The 24,937-nt window shown below is 65.0% G+C and carries 25 protein-coding genes; 10 read left to right on the forward strand and 15 right to left on the reverse strand.

The window, feature by feature from the left end:
• Positions 1-72: 72 nt before the first annotated feature.
• Entirely contained in the window at positions 73-255 is a 183-nt protein-coding gene (locus JKL46_RS17595) for a YdcH family protein (protein WP_201835256.1), read from the reverse strand.
• A gap of 179 nt (positions 256-434) precedes the next feature.
• On the opposite strand from JKL46_RS17595, the gene JKL46_RS17600 reads away from it, so the two are divergent.
• The 6 genes from JKL46_RS17600 (at position 435) to JKL46_RS17625 (ending at position 4,406) form a co-directional block, all read left to right on the forward strand.
• Positions 435-635: a YdcH family protein gene (locus tag JKL46_RS17600; RefSeq protein WP_201835258.1), complete on the forward strand. Its 201-nt coding sequence runs from the start codon at positions 435-437 to the stop codon at positions 633-635.
• 73 nt (positions 636-708) lie between these two features.
• Entirely contained in the window at positions 709-1,200 is a 492-nt protein-coding gene (gene purE, locus JKL46_RS17605) for a 5-(carboxyamino)imidazole ribonucleotide mutase (protein ID WP_201835260.1), read from the forward strand.
• Positions 1,201-1,207: 7 nt separating this feature from the next.
• Positions 1,208-2,287: a 5-(carboxyamino)imidazole ribonucleotide synthase gene (locus JKL46_RS17610; protein ID WP_201835262.1), complete on the forward strand. Its 1,080-nt coding sequence runs from the start codon at positions 1,208-1,210 to the stop codon at positions 2,285-2,287.
• Positions 2,288-2,454: 167 nt separating this feature from the next.
• Positions 2,455-2,685 carry a 30S ribosomal protein S21 gene (gene rpsU, locus JKL46_RS17615; protein ID WP_009763401.1) on the forward strand — a complete coding sequence of 77 codons (231 nt, stop codon included), beginning with the start codon at positions 2,455-2,457 and terminating at the stop codon, positions 2,683-2,685.
• A gap of 215 nt (positions 2,686-2,900) precedes the next feature.
• The gene (locus JKL46_RS17620) at positions 2,901-3,764 is read left to right on the forward strand and encodes a tetratricopeptide repeat protein (protein ID WP_201835270.1); all 864 of its coding nucleotides are present in this window, start codon (positions 2,901-2,903) and stop codon (positions 3,762-3,764) included.
• Positions 3,765-3,782: 18 nt separating this feature from the next.
• On the forward strand, positions 3,783-4,406 hold the full coding sequence (locus JKL46_RS17625) for a nucleotidyltransferase family protein (protein WP_201835272.1): 624 nt from the start codon (positions 3,783-3,785) through the stop codon (positions 4,404-4,406).
• On the opposite strand, the gene JKL46_RS17630 is transcribed toward JKL46_RS17625, so the two are convergent.
• The 10 genes from JKL46_RS17630 to JKL46_RS17675 form a co-directional block, all read right to left on the reverse strand.
• Positions 4,376-4,855 carry a GNAT family N-acetyltransferase gene (locus tag JKL46_RS17630; protein ID WP_201835274.1) on the reverse strand — a complete coding sequence of 160 codons (480 nt, stop codon included), beginning with the start codon at positions 4,853-4,855 and terminating at the stop codon, positions 4,376-4,378. The two genes, JKL46_RS17625 and JKL46_RS17630, sit on opposite strands and share 31 nt — an antisense overlap.
• Before the next feature lie 211 nt (positions 4,856-5,066).
• The gene (locus JKL46_RS17635) at positions 5,067-6,464 is read right to left on the reverse strand and encodes an NAD(P)(+) transhydrogenase (Re/Si-specific) subunit beta (RefSeq protein ID WP_201835276.1); all 1,398 of its coding nucleotides are present in this window, start codon (positions 6,462-6,464) and stop codon (positions 5,067-5,069) included.
• A gap of 4 nt (positions 6,465-6,468) precedes the next feature.
• Complete coding sequence (locus tag JKL46_RS17640; protein ID WP_201835278.1) at positions 6,469-6,918, reverse strand: proton-translocating transhydrogenase family protein; 450 nt, start codon at positions 6,916-6,918, stop codon at positions 6,469-6,471.
• A gap of 21 nt (positions 6,919-6,939) precedes the next feature.
• Positions 6,940-8,076 carry a Re/Si-specific NAD(P)(+) transhydrogenase subunit alpha gene (locus tag JKL46_RS17645; RefSeq protein WP_201835282.1) on the reverse strand — a complete coding sequence of 379 codons (1,137 nt, stop codon included), beginning with the start codon at positions 8,074-8,076 and terminating at the stop codon, positions 6,940-6,942.
• Positions 8,077-8,149: 73 nt separating this feature from the next.
• Positions 8,150-8,443 carry an aa3-type cytochrome c oxidase subunit IV gene (locus JKL46_RS17650; protein WP_201835284.1) on the reverse strand — a complete coding sequence of 98 codons (294 nt, stop codon included), beginning with the start codon at positions 8,441-8,443 and terminating at the stop codon, positions 8,150-8,152.
• Positions 8,444-8,555: 112 nt separating this feature from the next.
• Complete coding sequence (locus JKL46_RS17655; protein WP_201835286.1) at positions 8,556-9,773, reverse strand: glycosyltransferase; 1,218 nt, start codon at positions 9,771-9,773, stop codon at positions 8,556-8,558.
• A gap of 169 nt (positions 9,774-9,942) precedes the next feature.
• A complete protein-coding gene (locus JKL46_RS17660; RefSeq protein WP_201835288.1) occupies positions 9,943-11,310 on the reverse strand; it encodes an ABC1 kinase family protein in 1,368 nt (455 codons plus the stop codon).
• A gap of 76 nt (positions 11,311-11,386) precedes the next feature.
• Positions 11,387-12,709, reverse strand: coding sequence for an adenylate/guanylate cyclase domain-containing protein (locus JKL46_RS17665; RefSeq protein ID WP_201835290.1), 1,323 nt, complete (start codon positions 12,707-12,709; stop codon positions 11,387-11,389).
• 95 nt (positions 12,710-12,804) lie between these two features.
• Positions 12,805-14,742, reverse strand: a complete 1,938-nt coding sequence (locus JKL46_RS36335; RefSeq protein ID WP_201835292.1) for a PQQ-dependent sugar dehydrogenase — start codon at positions 14,740-14,742, stop codon at positions 12,805-12,807.
• A 96-nt stretch (positions 14,743-14,838) separates the two neighbouring features.
• The gene (locus JKL46_RS17675; protein WP_210381390.1) at positions 14,839-16,734 is read right to left on the reverse strand and encodes a M3 family oligoendopeptidase; all 1,896 of its coding nucleotides are present in this window, start codon (positions 16,732-16,734) and stop codon (positions 14,839-14,841) included.
• A gap of 342 nt (positions 16,735-17,076) precedes the next feature.
• Here JKL46_RS17675 and JKL46_RS17680 point away from each other — a divergent pair, with 342 nt between their 5' ends.
• Entirely contained in the window at positions 17,077-18,852 is a 1,776-nt protein-coding gene (locus JKL46_RS17680) for a L,D-transpeptidase family protein (RefSeq protein ID WP_201835302.1), read from the forward strand.
• A gap of 136 nt (positions 18,853-18,988) precedes the next feature.
• Positions 18,989-20,638 (forward strand): peptidoglycan L,D-endopeptidase MepK, encoded by a 1,650-nt coding sequence (locus JKL46_RS17685; protein WP_201835305.1) that lies wholly within the window; start codon positions 18,989-18,991, stop codon positions 20,636-20,638.
• Between the two features lie 32 nt (positions 20,639-20,670).
• Here the strand turns inward: JKL46_RS17685 and JKL46_RS17690 are convergent, their stop codons facing one another.
• Positions 20,671-21,531 carry an urea carboxylase-associated family protein gene (locus JKL46_RS17690; protein ID WP_201835307.1) on the reverse strand — a complete coding sequence of 287 codons (861 nt, stop codon included), beginning with the start codon at positions 21,529-21,531 and terminating at the stop codon, positions 20,671-20,673.
• Between the two features lie 130 nt (positions 21,532-21,661).
• Between JKL46_RS17690 and JKL46_RS17695 the strand changes: the two genes are divergently transcribed.
• Positions 21,662-22,123 (forward strand): acyl-CoA thioesterase, encoded by a 462-nt coding sequence (locus JKL46_RS17695; RefSeq protein ID WP_201835310.1) that lies wholly within the window; start codon positions 21,662-21,664, stop codon positions 22,121-22,123.
• Between the two features lie 200 nt (positions 22,124-22,323).
• Here JKL46_RS17695 and JKL46_RS17700 read toward each other — a convergent pair whose 3' ends face one another.
• The 3 genes from JKL46_RS17700 to JKL46_RS17710 form a co-directional block, all read right to left on the reverse strand.
• Positions 22,324-22,584 carry a DUF2312 domain-containing protein gene (locus JKL46_RS17700; RefSeq protein ID WP_099509346.1) on the reverse strand — a complete coding sequence of 87 codons (261 nt, stop codon included), beginning with the start codon at positions 22,582-22,584 and terminating at the stop codon, positions 22,324-22,326.
• Positions 22,585-22,646: 62 nt separating this feature from the next.
• Positions 22,647-22,952: a DUF1244 domain-containing protein gene (locus JKL46_RS17705; protein ID WP_201835312.1), complete on the reverse strand. Its 306-nt coding sequence runs from the start codon at positions 22,950-22,952 to the stop codon at positions 22,647-22,649.
• Positions 22,949-23,797: an N-formylglutamate amidohydrolase gene (locus JKL46_RS17710; RefSeq protein ID WP_201835313.1), complete on the reverse strand. Its 849-nt coding sequence runs from the start codon at positions 23,795-23,797 to the stop codon at positions 22,949-22,951. The genes JKL46_RS17705 and JKL46_RS17710 overlap by 4 nt, the downstream gene beginning before the upstream one ends.
• A gap of 123 nt (positions 23,798-23,920) precedes the next feature.
• Between JKL46_RS17710 and JKL46_RS17715 the strand changes: the two genes are divergently transcribed.
• Positions 23,921-24,877: a DMT family transporter gene (locus tag JKL46_RS17715; RefSeq protein ID WP_201835316.1), complete on the forward strand. Its 957-nt coding sequence runs from the start codon at positions 23,921-23,923 to the stop codon at positions 24,875-24,877.
• Positions 24,878-24,937: the final 60 nt, after the last annotated feature.

Here is a 24,937-nt window from a genome sequence, read left to right on the forward strand (position 1 = left end):
CCAGCAAAAAGCCGTCGCCCCGGATGGAAAGCGACGGCTTCCTGGTGTGGGAATTTCTGAGGAACCGTACGGCTAATGCACCGCCGTATCGGAGGTTCTCAACCTTGCAATCTCGTCCTTGAGTTGAAGCTTCCTTCGCTTGAGTTCTGCCAGTCTCATATCATCTGCCGCGGGTCTGTTGAGGGTATCCTGGATCTCTCTTTCGAGAGCCCGATGCTTCCGTTCCAGTTCGGACAGGTGATTCTGCAAAGGCATGTCAGTTCCTCCTATGTGTCTACTGACGGTAACGATTGTGCCAGCGAGAGTGTGGCGAGTCGAAGGCGAAATTTGAAGAATCGACCCTGGAAGAAGCTTGCCCTCCACAGGCCCGGAGAGCATACTTCCGCCCCTCTTGCCGGGCAGCCGAAGGCAGCTTGGCATTCTAGGTAGAATAAATGACCGAATTGGCTGAACTGGAAGCGGAATTGGCCCGCCTCAAGCAGGAACATCGCGATCTGGATATGGCGATCGACGCCCTTGAGAGCATGGTTGCCGGAGACCAGCTGCAGGTTCAGCGTCTGAAGAAGCGCAAGCTCGCCCTCAAGGATGTGATCATCCGGCTCGAGGATCAGCTCACCCCCGACATCATCGCCTGATCGGCCTTGCCTGCCGGGAGCGGCTTCGCTATTCCCGCTTCAAACCCTTAAGGCCTTACGCCGGAGCCACGCCATGGCGGGACCCTCCATTGCCATCATCATGGGAAGCCAGTCCGACTGGGCCACCATGCGCCATGCCGCCGAGACCCTCGACGCGCTCGGAATCGCCTACGACGCCCGCATCGTCTCGGCCCATCGCACCCCAGACCGGCTCTATGCCTTCGCCAAGAACGCCAAGGCGGAAGGTTTCCAGGTGATCATCGCAGGCGCGGGCGGCGCGGCCCACCTTCCCGGCATGACTGCCGCGATGACTCCCCTGCCCGTCTTCGGCGTGCCCGTGGAATCAAAGGCTCTGTCGGGCGAGGACAGCCTGCTCTCCATCGTCCAGATGCCTGCCGGCATTCCCGTCGGCACGCTCGCCATCGGCCGGGCGGGCGCCGTGAATGCGGCCCTTCTCGCCGCCGCCGTTCTCGCCCTGCACGATTCGGCCCTCAGCCAGCGCCTCGACGAATGGCGCAAGCGCCAGAGCGACAGCGTGGCCGAGCGGCCCTCCAACGAAAGCTGACCACCCGATGATCCGTCCCGGCTGCACCCTCGGTATCCTCGGCGGCGGACAGCTCGGCCGCATGATCGCCATGGCCGCAGCCCAGCTCGGCCTGAAGACCCACATCTACGCGCCGGAGGAGAACAGCCCCGCCTTCGAGGTGGCGACCGAAATCACCATCGCCCCTTACGAGGACGAAGCGAACCTGGTGCGCTTCGCCAAGGCGGTCGACGTGGTGACCTACGAATTCGAGAACGTGCCGAGCGAGACCGCCTCCATCTTGAGCGCCCATGCCCTTCTCGCCCCCAACGCCCAGGCCTTGGCCGTGTCGCAGGACCGGTTCCTGGAGAAGAGCTTCATCGCCGGCCTCGGCATCGACGTCGCCCCCTTCGCGACCTTTTCGGACGAGGCCGAGCTTGCCGCGGCTTTGGAGCGAATCGGCCGCCCCGCCGTGCTCAAGACCCGACGCTTCGGCTATGACGGCAAGGGGCAGGTGATGATCCGGCCCGACACCGATCCCGTCGCCGCCTGGGACGAGATCGGCCGCGCGCCCTCCATCCTCGAGGGCTTCGTGCCCTTCGAGCGCGAGGTCTCTGTCGTCGCCGCGCGCACCGCCTCCGGCGCCTTCGCGGCCTATGATCTTTGCGCCAACGAGCACCGCCACCATATCCTCGACACCACCCAGGTTCCCGCCGGCGTCTCCAACGCGACCGAGACACAGGCAATGCGGATCGCCTCCTCCATCGCGGAGGCACTGGATTATGTCGGCGTGCTGGCGGTGGAGCTGTTTCTGGTGACCGACGGCGGCGGGGAGCGGCTCGTGGTGAACGAGATCGCCCCGCGGGTGCATAATTCCGGCCACTGGACTCTTGGCGGCGCCAGGACCTCGCAGTTCGAACAGCATGTCCGCGCCGTCTGCGGCTGGCCGCTCGGCGAGACCGCCCGCCTCGGCCGGGTCGAGATGAAGAACCTGATCGGGCACGACGCCGATGCCTGGGAGGAGATTTTGGCCGAGCCGGGGGCGCAGCTGCACCTCTACGGCAAGGCGGAGGCCCGGCCCGGGCGCAAGATGGGGCACGTCACCAGGGTTTTTCCGGAGAGGGGTTGAACCTTTTCAAACCGGGGCCGTTGTCATCCTTGACCGGCGCTTTTCTTGGGAAGCAACCCTGGACAGGCAAGGCTTCTTCTGGTATCGACGCCGGCCAGTGAGAGGTGCGCATGACGCGCCTCGTTGTTTTTTATCACAATCGAAACGCTCCAATACGAGGAATTCGCGTGCAGGTTCTTGTCCGGGATAACAACGTCGATCAGGCGCTCCGCGCTCTCAAGAAGAAGATGCAGCGTGAGGGCATCTTCCGCGAAATGAAGCTTCGCGGTCATTACGAGAAGCCGTCTGAGAAGAAGGCCCGCGAGAAGGCTGAGGCCGTTCGCCGCGCTCGCAAGCTGATCCGCAAGCGCATGCAGCGCGAAGGCCTGCTGCCTTCGAAGCCCCGCCCGACCCGCTAAGCTCTTTTCGAGCAAGCCTTTCTCAAGGCTGGCCTATCGGTTGTGAATCAGCGCCTTCGCGTGAAGCGAGGCGCTGTTTGCATGTCTGGGCCCTCCGGCCGGGTCCTTGGCCTCTTGCGCGGCAGCGCCTTTTTGATGCCTTGTTTCACGGCTGTTAAGGATTCCCCGCCAGAGTGCCGCTTCCTGGTACCGCGTTAAGTAAGCCGGAGACGAACGTGTTCGCCCCATCGATTCGCCGTTTTGCCCCCTTGAGCCTGACCCTCGTCGCCCTCGGCCTGTCCGCCTGCAGCACCATGAGCAGCGGCCCCGCCCAGCGCATCGCCGTAGTGGAAGAGGACACGCAGGGCACGAGCACGGTCAACATCTCCTCGCTCTCCGACGTGATCCAACGCAACCCGAACGACCCGGGCGCCTATAACACCCGCGGCGCGGCCTACGCCCGCGTCGGCAACTACAGCAGCGCCATGTCCGACTTCGGCAAGGCGGTGCAGCTCGATCCCAATTACGCGCCGGCCTATACCAACCGGGCGCTCGCCCTGCGCCAGACCAACCGCAGCGATCAGGCGCTCGCCGATTTCACCCGCGCGATCCAGGCCGATCCGAATTACGGCCCGGCCTATATCGGCCGCGCCAACCTGTACCGGGCGCAGAACCAGTATCAGGAAGCTCTCAGCGACCTGAACATGGCGACCCGTCTCCTGCCCGAATCGGCCGAGGCGCTCCATTCCCGCGGCCTGCTCTATCAGCGCCAGGGCATGCATCAGCAGGCGATTCTCGATTTCGACGCCACCATCGACCGCAACCCCTTCGTCGGGGCTCCTTATGCCGCCCGCGGCCAGAGCTTCGTGGCGACGAACCAGTTCGACAAGGCGATCGAGGACTTCAACGCGGCCCTCAACGTCGATGCCAAGGATTCCAATTCCTGGGCCTGGCGCGGCGTCGCCTATGAGCGCAAGGGCGACCGGAGCCAAGCCCTCGAGAGCTACCAGCACGCTCTGGCCATCGACAACGGCAACAGCGTCGCCCGCCAGGGCTCGTCCCGGCTCCAGGGCGGCGTCGGAGGCATCTTCCGCTCATAAGCGCCAGGGCGCGGCGGCATGACCTCCGCCCCTCCCCTGCGGAATATCGGCGACATCGAACGGATTCTGGAAGCGCAAGCGGACCTGCATGCGCTTCTTTTGCATGTAGAGAGCCTGGGGCTGCCCGATTGCTGGATCGGCGCAGGCTTCATCCGGAACAATGTCTGGGACGTGGTGCATGGGCGGGACATCGACGTCTCACGCCTCAACGACGTGGATGTGCTCTTCTTCGATCCCGGCGATACGAGCAAGGAACGGGAGGCCGAGATCGAGCGCCGGCTTGGCGCCCTCGCCTCCAACATTCCCTGGTCGGCGAAGAACCAGACGCGCATGCATCTTGGCAACGGCGACGCGCCCTACCGCGACACCTGCGATGCCGTCGCCCATTGGGCGGAGACGGCCACCGCCATCGCAGCGAGAACGGTTCACGGCAGGGTCGAGGTGATGGCGCCTTACGGGATCGACGATCTCCTTAAGCTGATCGTGAGGCCGACGCCTGTCTTCGGGCACAAGATAAATGTCTACCGCGAACGGGTAGCGGGCAAGAACTGGCCTGCCCGCTGGCGGAATCTAGTGATGCTAATGACGTGGGAGGAGGCATATCCCGGCTTTCAGAGCTCCTTCGACATGATCGACACGTAGGGCTCGAAGCCGAAGGTGCGGTAGGTGCGCTCGGCGCGCTCGTTGGCGACGAGGACGCCGATGAACAGACGCTTGAGTCCGGCTTCCTTCGTCAGGCGCTCGGCCTCGCTCAGCAGCATCTGGCCGATGCCGCGGCCGCGCCAGTCGTCGTGGACGATCAGGTCCGTCACCGTGCCGTGGTTGCGCAGCCCGTCGGACACGTAAGCCGCGTCCTGATCGAGCGAGAAGCCCATGGCGCCCACGACGAAACCTTCCGCTTCCGCCAGGACGACGCGGCCGTTGCGCCGGGACAGGCGCTGCATCAGCTCGTCGTAATATTCCGCAGCCGCGCCGTAATCGCGCCGCCGGTCGCCGACGAGATCGGCTTCGAAGACGTTGAGCCGGTGGATCAGCTCGACGACCTTGTCCTTGTCGAAAGGAAGGGCGGTGCGGAGGGTGATGGACGACATGGGGATTTTCCGGAACAGGAGATGCTTCTTAAACCAGCTTTTGCTTGAGCCGTCATTCCATCTCTCGTCATGGCCGGCCTTGTGCCGGCCACCCACGTTTTCGAACCGGCTTAAGACGTGGATCCCCGGAACAAGTCCGGGGATGACCGCCTCATACAAACAAAAATGCCCGACACATGGCCGGGCATTTTCACAAGAATCCGATCGCTAATCAGAGGTTCTTCAAGATCGAGTCGACGACCTTCTTGGCGTCGCCGAAGAGCATCATGGTGTTGTCGCGGAAAAAGAGCTCGTTCTCGACGCCGGCGTAGCCGGAGCCCATGCCGCGCTTGATGAAGAGCACGGTCTTGGCGCGCTCCACGTCGAGAATCGGCATGCCGAAGATCGGCGAGGCCGGATCGGTCTTGGCGGCGGGATTCGTCACGTCGTTGGCACCGATGACGAAGGCGACGTCGGCCTGCGGGAACTCGCCGTTGATGTCCTCAAGCTCGAACACCTCGTCGTAGGGCACGTTCGCTTCCGCGAGCAGCACGTTCATGTGACCCGGCATGCGGCCCGCCACCGGATGGATGGCGTATTTCACCTCGACGCCCTCGGCCTTCAGCTCGTCCGCCATCTCGCGCAGGGCGTGCTGGGCCTGAGCCACCGCCATGCCGTAGCCCGGTACGATGATGACCTTCGACGCGTTCTTCATGATGAAGGCCGCATCGTCCGCCGAGCCCTGTTTCACCGGCCGGGTCTCGACCGTGCCGGCGGCGGCGGACGTCGTCTCGCCGCCGAACCCGCCGAGGATCACGGAGATGAAGCTCCGGTTCATGCCCTTGCACATGATGTAGGACAGGATCGCACCCGAGGAGCCGACGAGCGCGCCGGTGATGATGAGCGCGAGGTTGCCGAGCGTGAAGCCGATGCCTGCCGCTGCCCAGCCCGAATAGGAGTTGAGCATCGACACCACCACCGGCATGTCCGCGCCGCCGATGGGGATGATGAGCGTCACGCCGAGCACGAAGGAGACCGCCACGATCAGCCAGAAGACTGCGTGGCTCTCGGTGCGGATGAAGAAGACCAGCAGCACGAGAAGCAGCAGGCCGAGGCTGGCATTGATGAGATGCCGGCTCGGCAGCAGGATCGGCTTGCCGGACATGCGCCCGTCGAGCTTCAGGAACGCGATCACGGAGCCGGTGAAGGTGATGGCGCCGATGGCGACGCCGAGCGCCATCTCAAACAGCGAGCCGCCGTGGATGGTGCCGACCGAGCCGATGCCGAAGGCCTGCGGCGCATAGAGCGCACCTGCAGCGACGAGCACCGCCGCGAGGCCGACCAGGGAGTGGAAGGCGGCGACGAGCTGCGGCATCGCCGTCATGGGCACGCGCTTGGCGACGACGGCACCGATGCCGCCGCCGATGCCGAGGCCCAGCACCACCAGCGCCCAGCCGCCGATGCCGCTTGGCGGGGAGACGAACAGGGTGGTGAGGATGGCGATCCCCATGCCGACCATGCCGTAGAGGTTGCCCTGCCGGGAGGTGGTCGGGTGCGACAGGCCGCGAAGGGCCAGGATGAACAGGACGCCCGAGACGAGGTAGAGGATCGAGGCTAGATTGGCCGACATCGCCTCACCCCTTCTTGCGGTACATGGCGAGCATGCGCTGGGTCACCAGGAAGCCGCCGAAGATGTTGATCGAGGCGAGGACGAGCCCGATGAAGCCGAGCGCCCGCGCCCAGATCGGTCCCTCGCCCAAGGTCGGCGCGACGTTGACGCCGACCGCCAGAACGGCGCCGACCACGATGACCGAGGAGATCGCGTTGGTGACCGACATGAGCGGGGTGTGCAAGGCCGGGGTCACCTGCCAGACCACGTAATAGCCGACGAAGATCGCCAGCACGAAGATGGCGAGGCGGAACACCGTCGGGTCGACGGCCCCGTGGGTGACGGCAGCAGCGGCGACGCCTGCCGCGTCGGCGACCTGATCGGCGATGGTCTGGGCGGCATCGGCGGCACGTTGAGCGGCTGCAGCCGCCGCTCGGGCCTGCTCGACGGCCTGTTCGGGCGTAAGCGTTGCCATGGTGTCCTCCCCTTGGACGGGTTAAGCGGTCGGCTGGAAGGCGGTGTGAACGATGGCTCCGTCGCGGGTCAGGCAGGTCGCCTTGACCAGCTCGTCGTCCCATTTCACGGCCAGAGCCTTGGTTTCCTTGTTCACCAGCGTCTCGACGAAGGCGTAGAGGTTCTTCGCGTAGAGGCTGGAGGCCGTGGCGGCGAGGCGTCCGGGCACGTTGAGATGGCCGACGATCTTCACGCCGTTATGCTCGACCACCTCGCCGGCCTGAGCCAGCTCGACATTGCCGCCGCGCTCGACCGCCAGGTCGACGATGACCGAGCCGGGCTTCATGGATTCGACCATGGCTCGGGAAACAAGCTTCGGCGCCGGACGGCCCGGGATCAGGGCCGTGGTGATGACGATGTCCTGCTTGGCGATGTGGGAGGCGACGAGATCGGCCTGCTTGGCCCGGTATTCCGCCGACATCTCCTTGGCGTAGCCGCCGGCGGTCTCGGCCTGCTTGAACTCCTCGTCCTCCACCGCGACGAACTTGGCCCCCAAGCTTTCCACCTGCTCCTTGGCGGCGGGGCGGACGTCGGTGGCGGTCACGACCGCGCCGAGGCGGCGGGCCGTGGCGATGGCCTGGAGGCCGGCGACGCCGGCGCCCATGACGAAGATGCGGGCGGCAGGCACCGTGCCGGCTGCGGTCATCATCATCGGGAGCGCGCGGCCGTATTCGGCGGTGGCATCGATCACGGCGCGGTAGCCGGCGAGATTGGCCTGGGAGGAGAGCACGTCCATCACCTGGGCGCGGGTGATGCGGGGCATCAGCTCCATGGCGAAGGCCGCCACCTGGGCGTCGGCGAGGCTTTTAAGGGCGGCGTCCTGGCCGTAGGGGTCCATGATGGCGATGACCAGCGCACCCGGCTTGGCGCCGGCAAGCTCGCCCTCGGCCGGGCGACGTACCTTCAGGACGACATCCGCGTCCTTGAGGGCCCCGGCCGCGTTTGCGGCAATCGAAGCCCCCGCCGCCTCGAACTCGGCGTCGGGGACGCCGGCCTTGGCGCCGGCTCCGGCCTGCACGACAACGTCGGCGCCGAGGCTCTTGTATTTCTTGACGGTTTCAGGGGTAGCGGAAACGCGTGTCTCCGCTCCATCGGTTTCGGAGAGAACGGCGATCCGCATTGTGGTCCCCCTGCGATATGGTCAGTGGCTTGAGGTCAAGCTCTTGTCGTTTCCGTCAACAATCTCATGCAACTCAGTAGAAGACGAGCGCCAGGAGAAGAAGGACGGCGACGGCAGCCGGAGCACGCACGCCGATGGAAGGAGCCATGGCGCCGAGCCCGCCCGCCGCGAGCGAGAGGATGACGCCGAAGATCGCGGTGATCCAGGCATGCTTGATGCCGCCGACGGCCAGCGCCAGGACGTGGCAGATGATGACGGCAGTCCCGATCTCGGCGAACCTGACGAACCCCTGATAGGTCTCCTCATGGGTGCGGGCATCCATATCCGGACTGTAGCCCCCATGCGGCGCGTGTTTTGTATCGGCCATGATTCAAGCCCCGTTCAGCGTCACGTGTTAATGGCTGCGTTTAGCGCATGAGATGAGGAGCCGCAATCTTTCGAATGGCTCCAAATGAAAACTTTATGAATGGTTTTCGCCCTTATTTGATCCCGAGAAACTCGCGCCATTGCGGCAGGCAGACGGTCTCGTAATCATATTGCGCAACCGCGATTCGGCGCGCCTCCGCAGCCATCGCGGCGGACTTGTCCTTATCCGCGAGAGTTTCCCGCACCCGCTCGGCGAGCGCCTTCTCGTCGAAGAAGGGGAAGAGGCGTCCATTGACCCCGTCCTGGATGATCTCGCGCACCGGTTCCGTGTCCGAGGCCACGATCCGGCATTCGAGCGCCATGGATTCGATGGAGGACCAGGACAGCACGAAGGGATAGGTCATGTAGACATGGGCGGAGGAGACCTGCAGCACCTTCACGAACTGGTCGTAGGGCAGGTTCCCGACGAAATGCACCCGGGACCAGTCGACCGGCCGTTCGATCCGCGCCTTGAAGACGTCGAACCAGGTCTGCCCATCCGGCGCGGAGCCGGAATAGCTGGTGCCCCGTCCGCCGATGATCACCACCCGGAGTTCCGGATCGATGTCGAGAAGATGGGGCAGGCTCTTGAAGACGATATGGGCGCCCCGCATCGGCTCGATATTGCGGGTCACATAGGTGACGACCGGCGTGTCGCGGGTGAGATGCGGCCCGTCCTGACCGAGTCGGATTTGGACCTTGGGGTCGGGTTGGAGCCGCTGGGTGTCGATGCCGTCGTGGATGATGGCGAGCCGGTCGCGCAGATAGGCCGGGAACGTGTCGCGCTGGTAGCGCGTCGGCGCCACGGCGACATCCGCCGCATCGAGGGCGCCGAGCTGCATGGAGTTCTTGAGGCGCAGGCGCCAGATCACCTCCTCGTTGGTGACCGGGAACTCGGGGTCGAAATCCAGATCCTGCCCCTTGGCATGGTAATAATATTCGAAATAGGCGACGTGGCGGGCCTTGGGCCAGATGTCCTTCAGAAACAGGTTCTCACCCCAGCCCGTATTGACCACCACCACGTCCGGCTCGAAACCCTGGCTCGCCAGCTCCTTGGCCCGGTGCGCGACGCCATAGGCCCGGCGCAGGCGTGGAATGACGGGGGAATAGCGGTTCTGATAGGGTGCGTCCTCAGGGCCCGGAACGGCATTGTAGGAAAAGTACTTCACGCCCGGGATCGAGCATTGCTTGACCATCCCGAGGCCCACGACCTCGTGCCCCTCGGCGACGAAGCTCCGGGACAGGCGCAAAAACTGGCCGGGAAAGTTCTGGTGGACGAAAGCAATCTTCATCGGTGCCTCTCGAGCATCGGACCCAAAAGTGGCCTCCACTTTTGGGATCCATTCGATGCTCTTTTCTCTTGCTGAGAGCATCGTCCGGAGCGGAAAACCGGATCCACTTTTCCGCACGATGCACTCCTCCGTCATGCCCTAAGGCCGAACGGCGCGAGATGCAACCTCATTACACGGGACTTGGTAAACCGGAGGCGCGTAACGCCTCTTTCTGCTTCCGCTCCAGGTTTTCGAGGGAGAAGCGCTCGATCTCGTTCTCGAACAGCCGATGGTAGTTCAGCTCGGCCTTGAGGTGCAGGAAGACGGCGCCCAGACCCACGGCGGCCCGGTCCATGAAGACGAATTCCCGCGGCACCGTGACAGGCCCCTTTTCCTTCAGCGCCTTGTGCACCCGGAATGCCTCGCGGCGGCCGTACTCGCCGGGCTTCACCCCGTCCGCCACGGTGCGGACCCGGTCGTCGAGAAGAGGCGCGTAGATGAAGCGGGCCCAGATGTTGAGGATGTCGATCAGCTCGTTCGACAGGTTCTTGAAGCCCCAGGTCTCGTAGGCATGGACGACGCGGGCGCGGTCGTCGGTCTGAAGGCCGCGATAGAGATCGACCACCCCGCCGACGAAGCGCGGATGGAAGATACGGATGCAGCCGTAATCGAGGAGGTTGATGCCCCCCGGCTCGCCGCCTTCGGAAAAGACCGTGTAATTGCCGAGATGCGGATCGCCGTGGATCACGGCCGCATGGCTGAAGGGATGCCACCAGGCCTTGAACATGGCGACCGCCAGCCGGTTGCGGATCTCGACGAGGCTGTCCGTGAACTGCAGGATCTTCTCGCCTTCCAGCCATTCCAGCGACAGCAGGCGCTTCGTCGACAATTCCGGATGGACCCGCGGCACCCGGACCTCCTCCACGTCGGCGAGGGTCTGGGCGTAGAGGGCCGCGTGCTTGGCCTCACGCTCATAATCGAGTTCCTCGCGCACCCGCTCGCCGATCTCCTTGGCGATCTCGCGGGTGTCGATGGCAGGATCCATGCGGCGATGGACGGCAAAGACCCATTCGAGCTGCTGCAGATCCGCTTCCACGGCGGATTGCATGTCGGGATACTGGAGCTTGCAGGCGATGGCCTCGCCATCCTTGGTGCTCGCCCGGTGAACCTGACCGAGCGAGGCGGCTGCGGCGGGGCTGAGGTCGAAGGAGCCGAACCGGCCCTGCCATTGCGGCCCGAGTTCCGCCTGCATGCGGCGCTTGACGAAGGCCGCCCCCATGGGCGGTGCCTCGCTCTGCAGCTTCTGCAGCTCGGCGGCATATTCCGGCGGGATGAGGTCAGGAATGGTGGCGAGAAGCTGCGCCACCTTCATGATCGGCCCCTTCAGTCCGCCGAGCGCCTGGGCCAGCACCGCCGCGTTGGAGGCATCGCGCGCATCGCCGCCGAAGAGCCGCGATCCCGCCATGCGCGCCGCCACCCCGCCCATATTGGCGCCGACCCGGGCATAGCGGGCAGCGCGCGCGGAGAAGCGGTTCGCTTCGCGGTCGGAATCGGCCATGACGTGAGATCTCTTGCTCTGAAACCGGAGAGCTTAAGATATGTCCTGAAGCTCCGAACGCTAGGCCGCTGCGGCGTCAGGGCCTCTGACCACCGACGGCGGCAAAAAGCGGCATGCTTTCGCTCAGGCCCTTGAGGGCGAAGGTGCCCCGATCCTCCAGGTGCAGGTTGGAGCCGGCGACGAGATCGCGCACCGTGCGCGACACGAGAACCTCGCGGCCATCGGCCAAGGCGGCGATGCGGGACGCGATATGCACGGCGATGCCGCCGATATCGTCGCCCTTCATCTCGATCTCGCCTGTATGGACGCCGCAGCGGATTTGCAGGTTCAAACCGCGCAGGGCCTCGATGATGGCGCCGGCACAGCGCACGCCGCGGGCGGGACCGTCAAAGGTCGCGAGAAACCCGTCGCCGAGCGTCTTGATCTCCCGACCCCGGAAGCGGAGGATCTCGCCGCGCACGATCCGGTCGTGCCGGTCGAGCAGGACGCGCCAGGCGCGATCGCCCATCTCCTCGGCCCGGCGGGTGGAATCGACGATATCGGTGAACAGCACCGTGGCCAGCACCCGGTCCGGCTCGCTGTCCGCGTGGGTGCCGGTGAGAAATTCCTCGATCTCGTCGGCGACGGGACTCGCATCGTTGGCCCACAGCAGGTGGTCGATGCCGGGGAAACCGACATATTTCGCACCGGGAATGTTGGCGGCAAGATAGCGGCCGCCCTCGACATTCACGCGCGTGTCGCCTTCCCGATGCAGGACGAGAGTCGGCACGCGGATCGTCGGCAGGATGTGCCGCACGTCGATCTGGCTGTTCATGCGCATGAGCGCGATCACCGCCGACGGGCTGGCACCCAGCCGCTCGAAGCGTCCCCACCATTGCCGGAAGCGTTCGTCCGCGATCTTCGTCGGTGCGAAGGCGTTGAGGCTCTCGCCCTGCCCCCAGGTCCGGTCGATCTTCTCCAGGAAGGTCTCGAACCGGTCGCGCGGCAGAACCCAGGTGTGGAAATCGGCATAGGTGCCATAGAGGACGAGCGCCTGCGTCCGCTCCGGATAGGTCGCGGCGAAGAGCATGCTCATGGCACCGCCCTCCGAAATCCCGAAGAGCGCAGCCTTCTCGCTGCCCACCGCATCCATCACTGCGCGCACGTCGTCCATGCGCTCCTCGAGTGACGGCAGATCGCCGAGGCGGTCCGAGAGGCCGGTGCCCCGCTTGTCGAACAGGATCAGGCGGCTGAAGGAGCCGAGCCGCGACAGGAAGTGAGCCATGTTCGGCTCGTCCCAATAGAGATCCAGGTTGGAGATGAAGCCCGGGACGAACACGAGATCGAGCGGGCCATTGCCGACCACCTGATAGGCGATCCGCAGATCGCCGCTTCTGGCGTAATGCGTGTCCACCGGCATAATGGGCGTTCCAACTCTGTCGTGGGCAACTTGGGACTTTCCGAGTTTAGCGAGTCGGGCCGGACAACGCCATTTCCGCGTCTGGCGCATCGTGGTCAGAGAAGGAAATCGCCCGCCTTCAGGCTGCGGATGCCGTCAAGCCGGATGATGCCGTCCGCATCCCTATCGCCATCGATGTTCAGAAGTACGTGCGCTTCGGATCCCACAACCTCATAGCGGACCTGTCCCGCCGCCGTGAACTCGCCCCTGCCGATGAACGTGAAAGCCTGATTGCCGCCGCGGAGGCTGTTGGCGTCGACCCTTGCCAGATCCAGCAGATCGTGAGCGCTGCTGCTGAAGTCGCGCACGACATCCACGCGATCGAGAGAAAGACCGACGGAGCCGATGCTCTGCCAGCGGAACACGTCGGCGCCCTGTCCACCCGACAGGAAGTCCTTGCCCGAACCTCCGACAAGGGTATCGCGGCCGTCATCGCCATAAAGCCGGTCGTTGCCTGCATCGCCGGCGAGGCTGTCGTTCCCTCCCCCGCCGCGAAGGATATTCTGGGACGCGGACCCTTTCATGACATCGTTGAACGCGCTGCCCCACACGGCCTCGATGCTCGAGAAGCGGTCGCCGGAGGCATCGCCGCCGGCCTGCGTCCGTTTCGCAAGGTCGATGAGCACGCGGCCCGCAGAATCGCGGTAATCGGCATAATCGAAGCCGCTGCTGCCCGACAGGAGATCGGCGCCCGGCCCGCCGCGGAGATTGTCGTCACCGGTGCCGCCATAGAGCGAGTCGTTGCCGCCGCCGCCGAAGATCCGATCGTTGCCGCTGCCACCTCTGAGGATGTCCGCCGCATCGTCGGCGGGATTGGGGCCGCTGGCAGACCTGAAATCGAGACGGAAGATCTTGCCGCCGTAATCGACGATGTAGAGGTTTCCGGATGCGTCCTCTCCGAGGGAGGAAACGGACCCGATCGGACCGCCGCCGACGGCGACGCGACCGGTCAGATCGGTAAACGACCAGGAGCCCGCGACGCGTTCGAGAGACCAGATCTTGTGGCTGACGAAATCCGAGAAGACATACGTGCCCTGGAAATCCTGCTCCGGCCCGCGATAGACGTAGCCGCCCGTCACCGCCTGACCGATGCTGCGGTCATAGGCGTGGATCGGATTCGTGAAATTCGGAAAGGATCCGGGCGGGAAAGGCCCCTCGGTGACGCTCCATCCGTAATTGGCGCCGGCTCTTCCGAGATCGATCTCCTCGTATGAGCTCTGGCCGACATCGCCGATATACAGCTCGCCGGTCAGCCGGTCGAAGCTTGCGCGCCATGGGTTGCGCAGGCCCGCCGCATAGATCCCGCTCCCAGCAGCGCTGCCTGAGATCCCGTCGATTGCGGTCGGATTGTCCGCAGGCAAGGCGTAGTTCCTGGTCGCGTCAGCGGGAAAGGCATCACCGCTCACGTCGAGACGCAGGATCTTGCCGAGCTGGTTGAGGCTCTGGGAATTGGCGCCGTTCGCCCCGTCGCCTGTCGCCACATAGAGATAGCCGTCCGGCCCGAAGCCGATCCACCCGCCGCGATGGTTGGTGGAAGACGGGTAATCGATCCGGTCGATGAGCCTCATGCTGGACGGATTGGCGACCAAGGGATTGTTGGCCAGCGTCTGGTACTCGCGGATCTCCACATCGCCGTCCGTCGTGCTGAGATAGACGTAGAACCTCCGGCTCGCCGCGAAATCGGGAGAGAATGCGAGGCCGAGGAGGCCCTGTTCTCCGTCCGTTGCGACATTCACGGTGAGGAAGGGCGTGCCGAGAACCTGGCCGGTGCCGGTGTCATAGACCTTCACCTGTCCTCGCTTCTCGAGGATGAAGAGGTGGTTGGAATTGCCCGGGGCCGAGGTCAGGTACAGGGGATTGACCAGTCCTGATGCGATCGCGTTGGCCGCTATCGTGGACGGGGTTCGTGCGCCAGGATCGTAGCCGTAGATCGTATCGGCGGCGCTGGTGCCGCTCAACCGGTCTGCGCCCTGAGTCCCTGTACGAACGGCCATGGCCGACCTCCGGATGTGGCCCCCACACAGCGATCGTTATGTGATTTAGTTCGGATACCCTGAGCGGCAAGTCGCTCGCTGCTCAGGGCATGAGGTTTACGCCGCTGTGGCTTCCATCGCCTCCAGCTCGCCGATCAGCCGCTCGATCATCGACAGGCCGATCTGCCAGAACGCCGGATCGCCGGCATCCAGGCCGAAGGGCGCGAGAAGCTCGGAATAATGCTTGGTTCCGCCGGCCGAAAGCAGCGCGAAATAGCGGTCGACGAAGCCCTCGTTCGAGCGCTCGTAGACTCCGTAGAGGGAGTTCACGAGGCAATCGCCGAAGGCATAGGCGTAGACGTAGAACGGCGAGTGGATGAAGTGCGGGATATAGGTCCAGAAGCTCTCGTAGCCCTCGCCGAGGCGGATGGCCGGGCCTAAGCTCTCGTCCTGCACGGACATCCAGAGTTCGCACAGTTTGTCGGCGGTCAGTTCACCGTTGCGGCGCTCGATATGCACCTTGCGCTCGAAGGAGTAGAACGCGATCTGGCGCACCACCGTGTTGAGCATGTCCTCGACCTTCGCCGCCAGCATCGCCTTGCGCTGCACGGGGTTCGTGGTCTGGTCGAGAAGGCGGCGGAAGGTGAGCATCTCGCCGAAGACGGAGGCCGTCTCGGCGAGCGTCAGGGGCGTCGGCGCCATGAGCGCGCCGTTGGGGCTCGCCATGACCTGGTGCACGCCGTGGCCCAGTTCGTGAGCGAGGGTCATCACGTCCCGCGGCTTGCCCTGGTAGTTGAGCAGTACGTAAGGATGTGCCGATGGCACGGTCGGATGCGCGAAGGCGCCGGGCGCCTTGCCGGGACGGGTCGGCGCATCGATCCATTCCTCGTCGAAGAAGCGTTGCGCGATGTCCGCCATGCGCGGCGAGAAGGCGGAATAGGCGGAGAGCACCGTGTCCTTCGCCTCGGTCCAGGGAATGGTGCGCTGCTCGACCTTCGGCAGCGGCGCATTGCGGTCCCAATGGTCGAGCTTGTCCTTGTTGAACCACTTGGCCTTGAGGGCGTAGTAGCGGTGCGACAGACGCGGATAGGCCTCGCGCACGGCTAAGACCATGGCCTCGACCACCTCGCGCTCGACCCGGTTCGCCAGATGGCGGGAATCGGCCACATCCTCGAAGCCGCGCCAGCGGTCCGAGATCTCCTTGTCCTTGGCGAGCGTGTTGGTGATGAGCGTGAAAGTGCGAAGATTGGCCTTGAAGGTCTTCGCTAGCGCGTCCGACGCGTCCTTGCGCACGCTCTCGTCCGGATCCTGCAGCTTGTTCAGGGTCGGCTCGATGGGCAGCTCCTCGCCGCGCACCGTGAAACGCAGGGACGCGATGGTCTCGTCGAACAGGCGGTTCCAGGCTGAGCGCCCGGTCACCGACTTCTCGTGGAAGAGCTGCTCGATCTTGTCCTCGAGCTGGAAGGGCTTGTCCTTGCGCAGGTCCTCGATCCAGGGCCTGTAATGGGCGAGCGGCCCATCGCTCATGGCCTTGTTCATGACCTCGTCGTCGAGGCGGTTGAGCTCGAGCGCGAAGAACAGCAGTTCGGTCGAGGCGGCGGTCAGGCGCTCCTGGGTGTCGCCATAAAACTTCGCCCGCACCGGATCGGTGGTGTCGCCGGAATAGACGAGGCCCGCATAGGACATGAGGCGGCCGAGAAGATCTTCGAGCGCCTCGTAGCGCTTCACCACCTCGTCGAGCCGCTCCGAGGCCTGCTCGCCCCGCGCCATCTCATCGAGCTTGCCGCGATAGGCGGCGGCAAAGGCCTTGCATTCGGCCTCGGCCTTCGCGAGATCGCTCTTGTACGCCTCGCTGTCCATGCCGGGGTAGAGATGGGACAGGTTCCATTCGGGCAGGGCCCCGAGTTCGGCCTGCGCAGTGCCGGCACTGGTCGGATGGTAGAAGGGAGAGGCTGTCTGAGTGGTCACGGGCGAATGCCTGCCTGAGGTCGATGGGAAAATCGTTCCACACATATTGGCCGTCGCGCTCTCCGGATCAACCCATTCCCGCAGAAGGCGGGCAGGCCGCGTTAACGGACGGTTTACCCTTTCCCGACCAGCATCGTCCGACCGATTCCCGAAAGCGTCCCACGGCCCCATACCCCTCCCATGGGGCTTTTGCAGACGATCACCACCGCATCTGGGGATCGGACGCTCGCCCCTTTACAGAAAATTGAAAGAACTTGGCCTAGACGATGAAGCCGCATGGCCGTTTCGCGCGTTAAGCGTAACAGAACGTGCGCGCGAACACTGACGACATTCATTTGATGGAGGAATCTCCTGTCCTCCACTTTCATTGCGATGAGGAGCAAGGTCATGCGTGACTTGCGCAAGGCGGCCATTTGGCTCGGTTTGTTTGGGTCGGTCTCCCTCCTTCCCCTTTCTGCCCTCGCGGAAGATGCCGGCATCCCGAAGACCGATTCCTCTGCACCCGTCCTTGCCGATGCGCCCGCGGAGCCTTCCTTCCACGACGTCGCCGTCGAGACGCCCGCACGGGCCGACCTCGCCTCCGATGCGATCCCGGCGATCGACCCTGCCCCTGTCGCCATCGATGCGGCGGCGGTGAAGCCGGCTCCGGCGATTCAGCTTCCTCTGCCGGAGGCCGCGCCGGTAACGGCGCTGATGCAGGCGGACGTCTTCCGCATCGCGGTCGACGGGCTTTTCGCGGACGACGCCGCCATGCGCGAAATGCGCGTGAGCGGCAAGGACCGGGAAGCGCTCTCCGCCTATTATGCGAAAGCCGAGCGCCCGCTGGTCTGGGCGCAGGGTGGTGTCTGGTCGCCTGCCGCCTCCGGCGCGATGGAGCGTTTGAGAGCCGCCGACGATGATGGCCTCGATCCCGCCGATTATCCCCTACCCGACCGGGGCCTGCGCAAGGAGGCCTCGCCCGCGCAATGGGCCAAGGCCGACGTGAAGCTCTCCCTGTCGGTGATCCGCTATGCCCGCGATGCCCGCGGGGCGCGCATCGATCTGCCCCGGCTTTCCGCGCTGGTGACTCCGAAGCTCGATCTGCCGGCGGCCGACGAGGTGCTGAGCAAGGTCGCCGCCGCCGGCGATGCCGGCGGAGCGCTCGAATCCTACAACCCGCAGCATGCCGGCTATCGCGCCCTGAAGGAGCGCCTGGCGAAACTGCGCGAGACCCATCCCTCGCAGCCGAGCGTGCGCCTGCCCAAGGGCCCGACCCTGCGTGTGGGCATGACGGATCCGCGCGTGCCGCTGATCCGCGCGCGCTTCAACCTCGCGAAGGATTCGAAAAACCAGACCGTCTATGACGAGCGCGTGGCCTCCGCGGTCGCCGCCTTCCAGAAGGAGAAGGGCCTTCCGAATACCGGAATCCTGAATCCCCAGACGGTGGCGGCTCTCTCGGGCCCGTCCGTGGCCCAGCGTCAGTCGGAGCTGATCGCCAACATGGAGCGCTGGCGCTGGTTGCCGGCCGATCTGGGGCAGCGTCACATCATGGTGAACGTGCCGGAGTTCCGCCTGCAGGTGGTCGAGGGCCGCAATGTGGTGCATCAGGCCCGGGTGATCGTCGGCAAGGAGCAGTCTCAGACGCCGATCTTCTCCGAGAACATGAAATATCTCGTGGTGAACCCGTCCTGGACGATCCCGCCTTCGATCATGAAGAAGGAGATCCTGCCGGCGCTCGCGACCGACCCCTATTACGCCGCGCGCAAGGGCTACAAGATCATCCGCCGCGGCGACCGGATCACGGTGCAGCAGCCGCCCGGCGAGCGCAATGCGCTCGGCTTCGTGAAGTTCATGTTCCCGAACCAGCATGCGGTCTATCTGCACGACACGCCGAACCGCAATCTGTTCTCGGCCAGCAAGCGCGCCTTCAGCCATGGCTGCGTGCGCGTCGACAAGCCCTTCGAGCTCGCAGAGGAGATCATGGGCAAGGACGGCAAATGGACCGAGGAGAAGTTGCGCGGGCTCATCGGCAAGGGCGAGCGCTATGTGAACCTCACCAATCCCCTGCCCGTCCACCTGACCTACTTCACCCTCGCTGTCGACGACAAGGGCGAGGTGAAGCATTTCGACGATATCTACGGCCTCGACCGCAAGGTCCGCGCCGCCCTGAACCTGTCCGAATAGTCTCCTCGTCCCACCGCATTTTCAGCCGATTTCTTATCCCCACTTAACGCGAAGGTAACCGTCTTCGGCAAAGATCCTTTCACTATAAGGATTTGCCGCATCTGTACGATGCGGACCGGTAAAGACGAGTATCACAGTGAGAGTATTGCGTACGGGCCGCGCGGCGCAGGGCGTCGGCATTGGTCTTGCGGCCTTTCTGGCCGTCATGATGGGCGGGGCACGCGGCACGCAGGATGCCGTCGCCAATGGCGATACCCGCACGCTCAGTCTCTACAACAACAACACCAAGGAAAGCCTCACGGTCACGTTCAGGCGCAACGGGCAATACGACTCAGGCGGCCTGCAGCAGCTGAACTGGTTCCTGCGCGACTGGCGGCGCGACGAGCCGACGCGCATGGATCCGCGCCTGTTCGATACGGTTTGGGAGGTCTACCGCGAATCCGGATCGAGCGAGCCGATCCGCGTGAATTCGGGCTACCGCTCGCCGAATACCAATTCCATGCTCAGGCGGCGCTCCAGCGCGGTGGCGAAGAACAGCCAGCACATGCAGGGCAAGGCGATGGACTTCTACCTGCCCGACGTGTCCACCGTGCGCCTGCGCGCCATCGGCATGCGGATCCAGAACGGTGGCGTCGGCTATTACCCCAACGCCTACACGCCCTTCGTCCATCTCGACGTGGGCAGCGTGCGCGCCTGGCCGCGCATGACCCGCGCTCAGCTCGCCAACATTTTCCCGGACGGCAAGACCGTCCATATCCCGTCCGACGGCCGTCCTCTGCCGGGCTATGACGAGGCGCGGGCCGAGGTGCTTGCCAAGGGCGGCACGGTTGCCGGCTACTCGACCTATGCGGAGGCCGAAGAGGCCGTATCGCAGCCGCGCCGCAGGAGCTTCTGGGCCACCCTGTTCGGCATCGGCGAGGACGAGGAAGAGGATGCGGAGGAGATCAGGGTCGCCTCGCGTCCCGGCCGCGCGCTCATGGCCTCCCGTCAGCAGGCGCCGCAGCCGGCCTCGAACTATTACGCCAGCGATTCGAACTCGACGGTGTTCGCCGCGCTCCAGCCAAACCAGGCTCCCGAGCCGGCGCGCCGGGCGCCCGTCGCGATCCAGCCACGGCCTGAGCCGCCGGCACCCGCCGTGGTGGCCGCCATCGCCCCTGCCCTGCGTGAGGATCTGACGCCCCCTCAGGCCGCTCCGCTGCCCCCGACCCGGATCAACGGCGCACCGAGCACGGTCCAGACCGCGTCCGGACCGGCCCTTGCCTGGCAGCAGGGACCGGAAGCGCGTGATTCCGACCTCTCCATCGCCAAGGGCATGGCCTTCGCGCCGATGCCGCCCCGCCGTCCGGATGCGGACGACGCGGACACCGAAGTCGTCGCCGGCACCGTCGCCCTCGCCTATGCGCCGCTGCCGCCGGCCCGCCCCGGCTCGCTTGCGGCCACGAACCCGATCCCGGGAATTGCGGAGCTGCGCGGCTCCACGGAGGTGGCAGCGATCCAGCACCCGCTGCCGCCGCCGAGGCCGGACCTGCGCCCCGTGGTGGTGGCCTCGGCCGCGCCCATCGACATCCCGGTCACGGGCTCGACGCCGAAGGATCTTGGGAAGGCGAAGCCCGCCCCGGAGACCAAGGCCCCGCCTGCAGCGAAGAAGCCTCCGGCCACGGCCCTGAGTGCCATGATGTCGGCGGAGCCGAGCCTGCATATGGGGTTTTCGAGCAAACCCGTAGGCGATCTGGCCACAAACCGCTTCACCGGGCCGGCGGTCAAACCGCTGAACGTGGTGAGATAGAAGAAGGGCTCCTTTCGGAGCCCTTCTTGTTTTTAGTCCTCGTGCCTGCGGCTGTAGCCGTTGCGCGCGGGCGAGGCCCATCCCAGCGGCGCCGCCTTCGGCCTGTAGATCTCGACCAGCAGCGGATGGCAGACGGCCACATCGCTTGAATGCTCGGCGCTGCAATCGCCGCCGGGGCAGGCGGAGAGCGCGCCTAAGAGATCGATCTCGGCGAAGAATTCCAGGTAATCGCCCGGCCGCACCGGGCTCGCCTTCATGAAGTACTGGCCCGTATCGCGGGTGAAACCGGTGCACATGAACACGTTGAGCACATCGTGCACCGCAGGCTCGACCTCGCCCTTGGGACGCTGCAGGCGATGCGCCAGCGCACGGGTCAGGTTCGAGTGGCAGCAATGATGATATTCGTCGCCCGAGAGGAGCTTGTGGGTATAGGGATCGCACCGGGTGCCGATCACGTCATGGACCGAGCCGCCATAGTCATCGAAGCCGTACCAGTCGAGGGTGTCGTGGGTGATCGTCGCCATCGGCCGGAGGTAAGGCAGGCATGACCAGAGCTGGTCGCCGGTCGACAGATGCGTGCCGTGCAGGGCCCGCGTCTTGCCGGAGAAGAAGCGCTCGCCGATGTCTTCCGCAGCCCAGAGATTGAGGTCGCCCACCTGCGGGCCGTCGATGCTGACGATCCTGAAAAAGCAGCCGGCCGGCACGTTGAAGCTGCGCGCATCCCGGGGCGGCACGATCACCTCGTCCACCTTCTGCCAGCCGTCGCGCGCGGCGCGATAGGAGGCAAGATCCGGCCGCGGCAGGGTCTCGACGGGATAGCAGATGACGGGAGCGACCGTCCGGCGCGCGTCGGCATCGGCAGGTTCGGAGACTTGGTCCCGGGCGAGCTTCATGAATCTCTCCAGCGTTTCGCAATCGGGTCCTTATAGGAAACCGGATCGCTCAGGGCGAGCGGGGCCCACGTCTTTTCGCTTGAGAGCTGCGTCGCAACGTATTCTATGGCCGCATCGCAAGGACGGCCCGATGAAAGACCTGAGTACTCGACGCATTCTGGAGGACTACCCGAGCCGCACCTCCACCGATATCCGCTTCGCGGATCTCGACCGGCAGGGTCATGTCAACAACGCCGTCTTCGCCACGTTTTCCGAAGTGGGCCGCGTCGCCTTCATGTACGATCCGGAAAGGCCCCTGGTGAGCGAGGGCCGGAGCTTCGTGATCGCGCGCCTGCTGATCGATTTCCGTGCGGAGGTGTTCTGGCCCGGCACGGTGGATATCGGCACGGGCGTCGTGCGCGTGGGACGCAGCTCCTTCACCCTGGCGCAAGGCATCTTCAACGACGGGCGTCTCGTGGCAACCGCCGAGGCCACGATCGTCATGGTGGACAAGGAGAGCCGGCGCGCCACTCCCTTGCCGTCCGAGACGCTTGATATTTTGCAGGGGCTGATGCTCGCGGACGTGTCCGACTGCCTGCGAGATACAAACTAAGCCCTCATCCTGAGGGCCGCCGAAGGCGGCGTCTCGAAGGACGAGGGCGTCTCCAGTGCTCTCTGGAGCCTCCTTCGAGACGGCCGCTCCGCGACCTCCTCAGGATGAGGCTAAGAGTGAAGCCCAGCACCCAAATAGAAAAGGCCTCGCAGCATCACGCTGCAAGGCCTTTGAAACCTCCGACGGGCAGACGCTTCGCGTTATCCCACCATCCCGAGCGCCTGCATGTAGAGCTCGAGGATCGCCTCCTCTTCCTGGCGCTCGGCGTAGTCGCGCTTGCGCAGGGAAATGATCTTGCGCAGGACCTTGGTGTCGAAGCCGTTGCCCTTGGCCTCGGCATAGACGTCCTTGATGTCGCCGGCGATGCCGGCCTTTTCCTCCTCGAGGCGCTCGATGCGCTCGATGAAGGCCTTCAGCTGGTCGGCTGCGACGGATTCGGTGTTGAAAGCTGCGTCATCCATGAAGGAAGCCCCTTAAATTGTGGCGTTGGCGCCAGTGTTATGGCCATTTGGTTGAAGCCGTTTTAATGCCCTGGCTTCGATTTCTCAAAATCGGCGAGCTGCGATGGAGAGGCCTCGCCCTGATGAAGCGCCTTCCATTCCTCGTAGGGCATGCCGTAGACATGCTCCCGGCTGTCCTCCTTGGAGAGGGGAATGCCACGCTCGTCGGCGGCCTCCTTCAGCCAGTTGGACAGGCAGTTCCGGCAGAAGCCCGCCAAATTCATGAGGTCGATGTTCTGGACGTCCGCGCGCTCGCGCAGATGGCCGACGAGCCTGCGGAAGGCAGCAGCCTCCAGCTCGACTTCGGTCTTGTCGTCAATGTCCTTCATCGGCTTGATCCTCCGTGCTGACGCAGACGGTCGCGGGTGCGGGTGCCGAAGATTGCCGGCTGGCGTAAGTTCGCTCGGGCGGCCAAGGGCTCGAGGAGCCGGGCGAAGCGCTCGGCCCATTCCTCGGCGCCCTCCTCCGAGTCGATCAGGTCCTGCCGGATCTCGATGAGAGCATTGGCGAGCCCGCGGGTCGTGGCATGCCGGTCGACCGTATCGCCGGCGAGTGCCCCATCATAGGGCTCGTTGTCCCCGACGACGAGTCCGTCCTCGGCCTGCAGGGCCTCCAGGAGCGGTACCGCAAAGCGGTCGTCCGCGTCCCACAGGATTCCCACATGCCAGGGCCGCGGCCAGCCGCGCCAGACCGGTGTGAAGGAGTGCAGCGCCACGATGACGGGCGGGTGGCCGGCTACCATCGCCCTGTGGATCGCGTCCGCGATGGCGTCGTCGTAAGGGTCGTAGAACCGGGCGATCCGCCGCTCCACCTCCGCCTCGTCCGCCCTGGCATTGCCCGGCACGACGGCGCCATCGGAGAGGCGCATGGCGAGCGTCGGATCGTCCCGGCCCCGGTTGGGATCGATGATGAGCCGCGAGAACCGGGTGAGAATCGCCGGAGCCCCGAGGCGTCTGGCGAGCGACCGGGTCACGGCCGCCGCGCCGATGTCATAGGCGATGTGGCGCTCGAACTCGGCTTCCGGCAGCCCGAGATCCCCCAGATCCGGCGGCACCGCATTGGAAGCATGGTCGCACAGGATCAGGGTGCCCGATTCGACCGGTCCGGGAACGATCTCGACGGGACAGGGCTCAAGGGAAGGGTCGTCGAGCTTGAGCGCGGCGGAAGCGGACATGGGCTAGAATTTCAGGGGATTGGGATTTCAGGACGGATGGATTGAACGACGGAGGAAAAGCCTTACCCTGCCCCTCCGACCCTGACAACGCGACGTTACGCGCAACAGACTTTCACGACCGACATGTCCCCGACATCCACCACGGCCCGCACCGATTCGGGCTTCGCCTCCGCTTTTGCTGCGCTGTGCCTCGGCGCCGTGGCCATGGGAATTTCCCCGATTTTCGTGCGTTTCGCCTCCGCCGACATGGCCGGGGCGCCGGCCGATGTGGGTCCCTTCGCCAGCGCCTTCTGGCGCGTCTCGCTCTGCCTGCCCCTGCTCTATGCCTGGATGCGAATCGAGGAGAAGCGCGCACCCGCCGGCACTGTGAGAGTGCGTTTTTCCAAAGCCAGCATCGTCGGCGGCATCGTCTTTGCCGGGGATCTGTTCTTCTGGCACCTGGCGATCCTCAAGACGACGGTGGCCAACGCCACCTTCTTCGCCACCATGGCGCCCCTCTTCGTGGTGCTGACCGTCTGGCTCGTGTTCAGGCAGCAGGTCGCGCGGGCCACCTTCATGGGCCTCGCCCTCTGCCTTCTCGGCGGCGCGGCGCTGATCGGCCAGAGCATGCAGGCCGATCCCGGCCGGATCGTGGGCGATCTCTACGGGATCGCCACCGCCTTCTTCTTCGGCATGTATTTTCTGGCGGCGAGCCGGGCCCGCAAGACGGCCGGCGCCGCGCGGGTCACCTTCGAGGCGGGCCTGATCACCTCGGCGATCCTGCTCGTGATCGCGGTTCTCTTCGACACGCGGGTGGTTCCGCATACCGCTCAAGGCATCGCGGCTTTGCTCGCCATGTCCTACGTCAGCCATGCGGGCGGCCAGGGGCTTCTCGCCATCGCGCTCGGACGCCTGCCGGCGACTTTCTCGTCCCTGGTGATCTTTCTCGAGGCCATCGCTGCGGCCTTGTTCGGCTGGGCGATCCTCGGCGAGGAGCTGACGCTGATCCAGAGCCTGGGCGGAGCACTCATCCTCTTCGGCATCTGGATCGCCCGACCGAGGGCCGATCAGGCCCCGATGCACTCCTCGAACGGAGAGTGAAAGCCGCGCAAGAGCGCTGCTTTTGCGTGGGAGAGACCATGCGGAGCGCAAATTCTGCAA

Origin of the sequence: Microvirga zambiensis WSM3693, assembly GCF_016735695.1 — a bacterium.
Taxonomy (GTDB): domain Bacteria; phylum Pseudomonadota; class Alphaproteobacteria; order Rhizobiales; family Beijerinckiaceae; genus Microvirga; species Microvirga zambiensis.